The 9,415-nt window shown below is 70.1% G+C and carries 10 protein-coding genes and 1 pseudogene; 9 read left to right on the plus strand and 2 right to left on the minus strand.

Going from position 1 to position 9,415, the window contains the following annotated elements; all coding sequences use genetic code 11:
- The first annotated feature begins 19 nt into the window (after positions 1–19).
- The 5 genes and pseudogenes from AC2W7C_RS09055 (at position 20) to AC2W7C_RS09075 (ending at position 3,407) form a co-directional block, all read left to right on the plus strand.
- The gene (locus AC2W7C_RS09055) at positions 20–178 is read left to right on the plus strand and encodes an SPOR domain-containing protein (protein WP_486001151.1); all 159 of its coding nucleotides are present in this window, start codon (positions 20–22) and stop codon (positions 176–178) included.
- Positions 179–215: 37 nt separating this feature from the next.
- Positions 216–842 carry a dTMP kinase gene (tmk, locus tag AC2W7C_RS09060; RefSeq protein WP_486001142.1) on the plus strand — a complete coding sequence of 209 codons (627 nt, stop codon included), beginning with the start codon at positions 216–218 and terminating at the stop codon, positions 840–842.
- Positions 839–1,822, plus strand: a pseudogene (locus tag AC2W7C_RS09065) (DNA polymerase III subunit delta'). The gene tmk and the pseudogene AC2W7C_RS09065 overlap by 4 nt, the downstream one beginning before the upstream one ends.
- Positions 1,819–2,607: a TatD family hydrolase gene (locus tag AC2W7C_RS09070; RefSeq protein WP_486001143.1), complete on the plus strand. Its 789-nt coding sequence runs from the start codon at positions 1,819–1,821 to the stop codon at positions 2,605–2,607. The pseudogene AC2W7C_RS09065 and the gene AC2W7C_RS09070 overlap by 4 nt, the downstream one beginning before the upstream one ends.
- Positions 2,607–3,407: an MBL fold metallo-hydrolase gene (locus AC2W7C_RS09075; RefSeq protein ID WP_486001144.1), complete on the plus strand. Its 801-nt coding sequence runs from the start codon at positions 2,607–2,609 to the stop codon at positions 3,405–3,407. The genes AC2W7C_RS09070 and AC2W7C_RS09075 overlap by 1 nt, the downstream gene beginning before the upstream one ends.
- A 7-nt stretch (positions 3,408–3,414) precedes the next feature.
- On the opposite strand, the gene hemB is transcribed toward AC2W7C_RS09075, so the two are convergent.
- Positions 3,415–4,419, minus strand: coding sequence for a porphobilinogen synthase (gene hemB / locus AC2W7C_RS09080; protein ID WP_486001145.1), 1,005 nt, complete (start codon positions 4,417–4,419; stop codon positions 3,415–3,417).
- 384 nt (positions 4,420–4,803) lie between these two features.
- Positions 4,804–5,244, minus strand: coding sequence for a hypothetical protein (locus AC2W7C_RS09085; RefSeq protein ID WP_486001146.1), 441 nt, complete (start codon positions 5,242–5,244; stop codon positions 4,804–4,806).
- A 211-nt stretch (positions 5,245–5,455) separates the two neighbouring features.
- Between AC2W7C_RS09085 and AC2W7C_RS09090 the strand changes: the two genes are divergently transcribed.
- From AC2W7C_RS09090 to AC2W7C_RS09105, 4 genes are all read left to right on the plus strand, one after another.
- Positions 5,456–6,595 carry an isobutyryl-CoA dehydrogenase gene (locus AC2W7C_RS09090; protein WP_486001147.1) on the plus strand — a complete coding sequence of 380 codons (1,140 nt, stop codon included), beginning with the start codon at positions 5,456–5,458 and terminating at the stop codon, positions 6,593–6,595.
- Positions 6,596–6,670: 75 nt separating this feature from the next.
- Entirely contained in the window at positions 6,671–7,411 is a 741-nt protein-coding gene (locus AC2W7C_RS09095; RefSeq protein ID WP_486001148.1) for a hypothetical protein, read from the plus strand.
- A gap of 39 nt (positions 7,412–7,450) precedes the next feature.
- Positions 7,451–8,500 carry an enoyl-CoA hydratase/isomerase family protein gene (locus AC2W7C_RS09100; RefSeq protein ID WP_486001149.1) on the plus strand — a complete coding sequence of 350 codons (1,050 nt, stop codon included), beginning with the start codon at positions 7,451–7,453 and terminating at the stop codon, positions 8,498–8,500.
- A gap of 76 nt (positions 8,501–8,576) precedes the next feature.
- On the plus strand, positions 8,577–9,415 hold an 839-nt coding region (locus AC2W7C_RS09105; protein WP_486001150.1), incomplete at its 3' end, for a class I SAM-dependent methyltransferase.

A 9,415-nucleotide genomic window follows, 5' to 3' on the forward strand; every position in this document is an offset into this window, starting at 1 on the left:
GCGCCGGGTCGCGGATCGGCTGGGCGAGCGGGCGACGGTGGACGTGGCCGAGCGGGGCGATTCGACGCTCTACCGGGTGCTGGTCGGTCCGTGGCCCGACCCGAACGCGGCCGAGCAGGCGCGCCAGGCCGTGGTGGCGCGGGGATACGCCGACGCCCTGTTGATATCGGCCCGGTAAGGCTTGCCTCATCGGCCGGCGCCGCCATTGTGCGCCGGTGACCCAGGGCAGATTCATCACGTTCGAAGGCGGCGAGGGCGCCGGCAAGTCGACACAGGTGGCGCGCCTGGTCGAACGTCTGCGCGAACGCGACCTGGAGGTGGTGCAGACCCGTGAGCCCGGCGGCTCCACCGGGGCCGAGGAGATCAGGGCCATCGCACTGAACGGGGACGCGGGGCGCTGGTCGCCGATGACCGAGACCATGCTGATGTTCGCCGCCCGCAGCGACCATCTGGAGAAGACCATCCGCCCGGCGCTCCAGGCCGGCCGCTGGGTGGTGTGCGACCGCTTCGCCGATTCCAGCCGCGCCTATCAGGGCGCGGGCGGCGGGGCGCCGGAGGCCTTCATCGAGAGCCTGGACGCCGCCATCGTCGGCGCGACCCAGCCGGACCTGACCCTGATCTTCGACCTGCCGGTCGAGGTGGGGCTGGAGCGGGCCTTCGGGCGTGGGCTGTTCGAGACCCGCTTCGAATCCAAGGGGCTTGAGTTCCACGAGCGGCTGCGCGCCCGGTTCCTGGAGATCGCCCGGGAGAAGGCGGACCGTTGCGTGGTCATCGACGCCGTCGGAGATCAGGACCAGGTGTTCGCGCGCGTCTGGGCGGCGGTCGAGGACCGGCTGCGGTGAGCGAGCATCCGCGCGACCGGTTCGACCTCATCCCCGACGCCGCGGCCGAGGCCGCCTCCTGGACGCCCAGGCGGCCGGGGCCGGCGTGCACCACGCCTGGCTGCCTGTGCGGGGTCGAGGGATCGGGCAAGGCGACCTTCGCCTATCGCGCCGCCCGCCGGCTGCTGGGCGCGGCGCCCGACCCGTCGCGGGGGCTGCTGGGGACCGACCCCTACGACCATGTGGCGCGGATGATCTCGGCGCAGTCGCATCCGGACCTGCTGGTGCTGGAGCGGGCGGTCGAGGGCGGCAAGGTCAAGAAGTCGATCTCGGTCGACCAGGCGCGGGATCTGCCGGAGTTCTTCTCCAAGAGCCCGTCGCAGGCCCAGGCGCGGGTGGCGATCATCGACGCCGCCGACGACCTGAACCTGAACGCGGCCAACGCCTTGCTGAAGGTTCTGGAGGAGCCGCCCGAGCACGGGGTGCTGCTCCTGGTGACCCATGCGCCGGGGCGGCTGCTGGCCACGATCCGATCGCGTTGCCGGCGGTTGGCCTTCCCCGTCTGGCCCGAGCACGCCCTGCAGGAGCTGGTGCGCAACCGGACTGGCGTCCCGTCGGCGGAGGCGGTTCGGATCGCGGCCATGGCCGGCGGATCGCCCGGGCAGGCCCTGGCCCTGGCCTCCGGCGCGACCTTGGAGGCCGACCAGCTGGCGCAGCAGTGGGTGGCGGCGGACCAGATCGATCGCGCCGAGGCCATGTCGATCGCCGACAAGTTCCGGGGCTCCGAAGGGCAGGAACGGTTCGAGACCCTGATGGACCGGCTGATCGCCGCGGTGAAGGTCCGGGCGCTGGAGGAGGGGGCGTCCGGGGCCCGCTGGGCCGAGCTGTGGAGCCGGCTGTCCGCGCTGCCCGAGCGAGCCGCGGCGATCAACCTCGACCGTGCCGACGTGCTGGCGGGCGCCCTGGCCGACCTGCAGCGGACCAAGGCGGCGCACGGATGATCATCGACAGCCACGTCAACCTGCACGCGCCCCAGTTCGACGAGGACCGCGACGCGGTGATCGCACGGGCGCGGGAGGCTGGGGTCGAGCTGATGGTCGAGATCTCGGACAAGCTGTCGACGTTCGAGGCGACCCACGGGCTGGCGATGGCCCATCCGGACATCTGGTGCACCGCCGGGGTCCACCCGCACGAGGCCAAGGACCACGCCGACCTGACCGCCGCGCAGCTGGCCGAGCTGGCGGCGCGACCGCGGGTGGTGGGGATCGGGGAATGCGGGCTGGACTTCCACTACGACCTGAGCCCTCGCGACACGCAGGCGGCGGTGTTCCGCCAGCATGTCGAGGCGGCGCGGCTGACCGGCCTGCCGCTGGTGGTGCACACGCGCGAGGCGGATCAGGTGATGGCCGACATCCTGAGCGAGGAGCAGGCGAGGGCGCCGTTCCGGTTCCTGATGCACTGCTACACCAGCGGCCCTGAACTGGCGGAGCGGGCCGCGGCGCTGGGAGCCTGGTTCTCGGTGTCCGGGATCGCGACCTTCAAGGCGGCCGGGGAGGTGCGCGAGATCATCGCGACCATGCCCGCGGACCGGATCATCGTGGAGACGGACTGCCCCTATCTGGCGCCCGTTCCGCACCGGGGGCGACGCAACGAGCCGGCCTATGTGGGGCACGTGCTGGACAAGCTGGCGGAGATCCGGGGCTGGTCGCGTGACGAGGCCGAGGCGCGGACCACGGACGCCTTCTTCGCCTTGTTCGACTCGATACCGAGGCCGGAGGGCGGGTGATGAGCGAGCTGGAGGTGGTCATCCTGGGCTGCGGCTCCTCGGGCGGGGTGCCGCGCGGGGACGGCGACTGGGGCGACTGCGATCCGACGGAGCCGCGGAACCGGCGGACCCGCTGTTCGGCCCTGGTGCGCAGGCATGGCCCCGAGGGCGTGACCAGCGTGCTGATCGACACCTCCCCGGACCTGCGCGAACAGATGCTGGGGGCCGGCGTGCGCCATGTGGACGCGGTGCTGTACACCCACGACCACGCCGACCAGACGCATGGGATCGACGATCTGCGGGTCTTCGCGATGCGGACGCGCAGGCGCATCCCGGCCTTCATGGACGAGGCCACCCGGGCCGCGCTGTTCCACCGGTTCGACTACATCTTCGAGAGCCAGCTGGGCTATCCGGCCATCCTGGAGGCCAGGGCCATTCCGCCCCACGGTGAAGCCTGGTCGGTCGAGGGGCCGGGCGGGGCCGTGCCGGTCACCACTTTCGACCAGGCCCATGGGCCGATCCGGTCGGTGGGCTACAGGCTGGGGCCGGTCGCCTACTCCAGCGATGTGTCGGACCTGGACGAGGCGGCGATCGAGGCGGTGCGCGGCTGCGACCTGTGGATCGTGGACGCCCTGCGCTACACGCCCCATCCGACCCACGCCCACCTGGACCGGACACTGGAGTGGATCGCCCGGGCCGCGGTGAAGCGGGCCGTGCTGACGAACCTGCATATCGATATGGATTACAATACGTTGTCAGCCATCGTTCCATCGAACGTTGAAGTCGCCTACGACGGCTGGACGGCCCGTCTGGCGCTCTGAGCGGCCGTCAGGCGCCGAGCAGCCGCGCAGCCTGGGGCGCGAAGTAGGTGAGGACGCCGGCGCAGCCCGCCCGCTTGAAGGCGTGCAGGCTCTCAAGGATCGCGCGGTCCTCGTTCAGCCAGCCGTTGGCGATCGAGGCCTTCATCATCGCGTATTCGCCGGACACCTGGTAGGCGAAGGTCGGGACTCGGAAAGTCCCGCTAACGCGTTGAACAATATCAAGATAGAGCATGCCCGGCTTGACCATGACGGCGTCGGCGCCCTCGGCGATGTCCATGGCCACCTCGCGCAGGGCCTCGTCGGTGTTGGCGTAGTCCATCTGATAGGTCTTCTTGTCGCCGATCAGCATTTTCGCCGAGCCGACGGCGTCGCGGTACGGACCGTAGAAGGCCGAGGCGTATTTGGCAGCATAGGACAGGATCATAACATCCTGTAATCCATTGGCTTCAAGCGCTTCCCGAATGGCCTGGACACGGCCGTCCATCATGTCGGAGGGGGCGACCACGTCGGCGCCGGCGTGGGCGTGGATGAAGGCCTGTTCGGCCAGGCGCTCGAGCGACTCGTCGTTGAGCACCCGGCCGTCCTGGACCACGCCGTCGTGGCCGTGGTCGGTGTAGCAGTCCAGCGCGACGTCGGTGATCACCCCGATCTCGGGCGCGGCGTCCTTGATGGCCTTGATGCAGTCCGGGACCAGGCCGTCGGGATCGGTGGCGGCGGTTCCGATCGCGTCCTTCAGCGCGCTGTCGACGTTGGGGAACAGGGCGACGGCGGGGATGCCCAGGTCACGGGCCTCCCGGGCGGCCTGGGCGGCCGCCTTGGGCGACAGGCGGAAGACGCCCGGCATCGAGGCGACGGGGACGCGGTCGTCGGCGCCGTCGTGGACGATCAGCGGCCAGACCAGGTCGGCCGGGGTCAGGGTCGTCTCGGCCACCAGCCGACGCACCCACGGCTGGCTGCGCAGGCGGCGCGGGCGGGCGTAGGGGAAGGCGGCGGGGGCGAAGGGCTGGGTCATGGCGCGGACTTAGCGTCTCAGGCCGGAAAAAACACGGTCCAAAGAGTCTCAGAGGTCTGAAGCCGGCGTGCCTCGGACACGAAATGCAGGATCCGGAGAGCCCGAAGCGTCCGGAGCGCGGGCGTTGCACGAAAAATGGGCGCAACGCGTGCAACGCGTGCAATGGGCAGGTTGGGTCGAGCGCCTTGGAGCGGCGTCGGCGGGCGGATTGTCAAAGATCGGAGCCCGCACTGTCGCATGGGGATGCGTCAGAAGCCGACGTAGGCGGGGGCGCGCCAGCGGATGAAATCGGCGCTCTGACGGGCTGCCGCCGGCGTCGCCCCCTCCTGACCGCTGCGCGGTCTGTCCTCCCCGTCGCCTTGAGGGCGATGGGGCGGTGAGCGTCTACTCCGCCACGCCGTTGGTGCGGCTCATCTCCCAGCCGTTGACGGTCATGGTGCGGGGCGCGTCGTACGAGCCGTAGGTCATCACGCGCAGGAAGGCGGCCTGGCCGCGCTTGGAGAAGTACATGTTGCAGTAGCCGTCGCCGCTGCAGCTCTCGATCTCGGTCAGGACGCGGCAGACGTTGGTTCCGGACGGCTCGATCGGCTCTTCGCGCGAACCGCCGTAGACGTTGACCTGGCAGTCCGGATTGACCACCGGCCGCCAGCCTTCGGCCAGGATCGCGGCGCGCAGCTGGGCGTAGTCGGCGTTGTTGCGTTCGAGCGCCGCCTGAAGGCCCGCGGGCATGGCCGGGGCCTGAGCCTGGGCCAAGGCCGTCGAGGCTCCGGCGGTCGCGATCGCGGCCAGCGCGGCGGCGGAAAGGTCAGGGTCAGTCATCTGCATGGAAGAGGCTCCGGCGCTTCTGGGGAGAGGTTCGCGCAGTATCGCCCGGCCGCCGGAACCCGCAACGGCCGGAGGCTCGTTTCGGGCCTGATGTCAGGTACGATCAGGCGGCTCCGCCCCGGGCGGCGGCGGATCGAGTCCGGGCTCGCGGGCGACCGAGCTTTGTCCTAGAAGCCGCGAAAGACTCAGAAGACGGAATTCGGGAAACGCCATGGACTTCGCCCTCACCGACGATCAGCGCGCCATCCAGGACGCGGCCCGCGCCTTCGCCGAGGCCGAGCTGGCGCCGCACAGCGCCGAATGGGACGAGACCAAGCATTTCCCCGTCGACGTCATGCGGCAGGCGGCCGAGATGGGCTTCTGCGGCATCTACGCCGGCGAGGAGCACGGCGGGATGGCGCTGGGCCGGGTCGAGGCCGCCGTGATCTTCGAGGAGCTGTCGCGCGGGGACGTGTCGACGGCGGCCTTCATCTCGATCCACAACATGGCCACGTGGATGATCGACAAGTTCGGCTCCGACGACCTGCGCGCCCGGTTCGTGCCGTCGCTGACGACGATGGAGAAGATCGCCAGCTACTGCCTCACCGAGCCGGGCTCGGGCTCGGACGCGGCGGCGCTGCGCACGACCGCGCGCCGGGACGGCGACCACTATGTGCTGAGCGGGTCCAAGGCCTTCATCTCGGGCGCCGGGACGTCGGACGTCTATGTGGTGATGGCCCGGACCGGCGTGGACGGACCCAAGGGTATCTCGACGTTCGTGGTCGAGGCGGGGACGCCGGGGCTGAGCTTCGGAGCCCAGGAGAAGAAGATGGGCTGGAACAGCCAGCCCACCGCCATCGTCAGTTTCGACGACTGCCGCATCCCGGCCGCCAATCTGCTGGGCAAGGAGGGCGACGGCTTCCGCTATGCGATGATGGGTCTGGACGGCGGACGGCTGAACATCGCCGCCTGCTCGCTGGGCGGGGCCCGCCTGGCCCTGGAGACGGCGCTGGACTACGTCGCCACCCGCAAGCAGTTCGGCCGCCCGATCGGCGACTTCCAGAACACCCAGTTCAAGCTGGCCGACATGGCGACCCAGCTGGACGCTTGCCGCCTGATGGTGCTGCGCGGGGCCTGGGCGATGGACACCAACCATCCCGAGAAGACCAAGTGGTGCGCCATGGCCAAGCGGATGGCGACGGACGTCTGCTTCCAGATCGCCGACGAGGCGCTGCAGCTGCACGGCGGCTACGGCTATCTGAAGGACTATCCGCTGGAGCGGATCGTGCGGGACCTGCGGGTGCACCGCATCCTGGAAGGCACCAACGAGATCATGCGGGTGATCACCGCACGGGAGATGATGCGGCAGTAGATCTGGAGCCCTCGCAACCCCGCGGGTGACGTTTCCCCCGTCGCGTGCCACCTTGGCCGTGGGAGGATCGTCATCATGAAGCTGTTCGCCGTCTTGTCCGCCGTCGCCGTGTTGGCCGTGCCCGCCGCCGCCGCTCAGGACGAGACCCAGTTCAACGAGATCGTCGTCACCGGGTCGCGCATCGCGCGCGACGGCTACGACAGCGACCCCGTCGCCTTGCAGGCGTCGCCGCCGGCGGTGACGGTGACCCGTCGCGCCGACAACCTGATCGTCACCGTCTGGGTGGTGAACGACACCCGCGACGCCGCCGCCCGTCGGGTCGAGTTGATTCAGACACTGCGCACCATGGTCCGCGCGGCCGGCAGCCAGGCGGACATCGCCCTGAGCGTCGAGGACGACGGCCAACTGGTCGCCTTCACCGAGGACATGCTTTCGACCCTGACGCTGGGCGTGGACGGCGGGCGCTCGGACACCTCGACCACCGGCTTGATCATCAAGACCCCGATCCGCGCCGGCGACACCCTGGATTCCGCGTCTGGGCGGATCGAGCAGTTCGTGGCCCGGATCGACAAGAGCGGGCGGACCCTGGTCACCATCAACGGCGGCTGGCAGCTGTCGATCGTCAATCCGGCCCAGTACCGGCCGCAGGTGCTAGAGGCCATCGCCGCCGACGCCCGGCGCACTTCGGCGATCTTCGGCGAGGGCTATGCGGTGGACGTGCAGGGCATGGCCAACACCCTGACCTGGGTCCAGACCGGCCCGCTGGAGCTGGCGATGTATGTGCCTTACGGCATGACGGTGACGCCCCGGCCCTAGGACTGGACCGGGGGCCGCCGCCAACCTAAGCAGCCCGGCATGACCGACGAATCCGAAGTCCTGACCCGCGTCGAATCCGGCGTCGGCCGCATCACCCTGAACCGGCCCAAGGCGCTGCATGCGCTGAACCGCGGCATGTGCGAGATCATGATCGAGGCGCTGCTGGCCTGGCGCGACGATGCGACGGTCCGGTCGGTGCTGATCGACCATGCGGGCGAGCGGGGCTTCTGCGCCGGCGGCGACATCCGGATGATCGCCGAGAGCGGGGCGGGGGACGCCGCGGAGGCCAAGGCCTTCTTCGACACCGAGTACAAGCTGAACCACCTGCTGTTCGGCTATGCGAAGCCGGTCACGGCGATCGTGGACGGGATCGTCATGGGCGGCGGGGTCGGGATCTCGGAGCCGGCCGACGTCCGCGTCGCGACCGAGCGGACGACCTACGCCATGCCCGAGACCGGAATCGGTCTGTTCCCCGACGTGGGCGGCGGCTGGTTCCTGCCGCGGCTGCCGGGGGAGGCGGGAACCTGGCTGGCCCTGACCGGGGCGCGGCTGAAGGCGGCGGACACGGTGGCGCTGGGGGTTCACACCCACTTCGTCCCGGCCGAACGGATCGAGGACCTGAAGGCGGCCCTGCTGGCCGAGCCTTCCGATCCCAAGGCGGTCGCCGACCGCTTCGCCGCCGATCCGGGGGCGGCGCCGACCGACGAGCATCGCCCTGCGATCGACCGGCTGTTCGCCTTCGATACGGTGGAGGCGATCTTCGCTGCCCTGGAGGCCGACGGGTCGGCGTGGGCGCTGAAGCAGCTGGAGACGCTGAAGACCAAGTCGCCGCAGTCGATGAAGGTGTCGTTGCGCCAGCTTAGGACCGGGGCCGGGCTGGAGAGCTTCGCCGACAACATGGCGATGGAATACCGCCTGGGCGGCCGGGTGGTGCGGACGCACGACTTCCAGGAGGGCGTGCGGGCGGTGGTGATCGACAAGGACAACGCCCCGAAATGGTCGCCGGCCAAGCTGGCGGGCGTGACCGAGGCGGACCTGGACGCCCTGTTCGCTCCGCTTTCGGATCAAGAGGCCTGGAGGCCGCTTTGAAGAGCGTCCGCCAGACCCCTTGCGTCCGGCCGCAAACGGGAGCCTAGCTTCGCGCCGAACCCAGCCGGAGGATCCCATGGTCAGGTCGCTTGGTCTCGTCGCCGCCTGTGTCGCGGCCCTTTCCTGCGCCGCCGTTCCGGCCATCGCCCAGACCGCTCCGCCTTCCGCCGAGCAACTGCAGTACCTCTACGACATCGCCGTTCGCGTGCCGTCGCGCACGATCGAGGAGGTGGACCGGGACCCGCAGCGCCATCCGGTCGAGATCCTGACCTTCGCCGGCATCGCGCCGGGCCAGAAGATCGCCGACGTGCGGCCGGGGGCGGGATATTTCACGCGGCTGTTCGCCCAGGTGTCGGCCTCCGAGGAGGGGGATGGGCAGGTCTACGCCTTCATCCCCAACCGCACGATGGAGCGCGACAACCCGCTGATCCAGCCGCTCGTCGACGGCTACCGCAACGTTCACCGCATCAACGGCGACCTGGACGGCGAGACCTTCGCCTTTCCCGAGCCGCTGGACGTGGTGTTCATGAGTCAGGAGTACCACGACTTCACCATCCCCCGGTTCGGGGTGGACGTGGCGAAGATGAACGAGCGGGTGTTCGCGGCGCTGAAGCCCGGCGGGGTGTTCGTGGTGATCGACCACCAGGCGGCGCCGGGGACGGGGATCTCGGTCGCCGGAACCCTGCACCGGATCGAGGGCGCCGAACTGCGCCGGCAGGTGGAGGCGGCCGGCTTCGTCTTCGACGGCGAGACGGCGGTGCTGGCCAATCCGGCCGACGACCACTTCATCAAGAACCGAAGCGCCCTCCTCCCGATCGAGCCGACGCATGAGCGAGTCCGCCGCCCCGTTGACCCGCCAGGCCATGGCGTCCGCCCTGTGCGACTTGGGTCTGGCGCCGGGCGACGCGGTGATGG

The sequence above is a fragment of the Brevundimonas sp. CURTG3B2_SDJG genome (genome assembly GCF_057364705.1).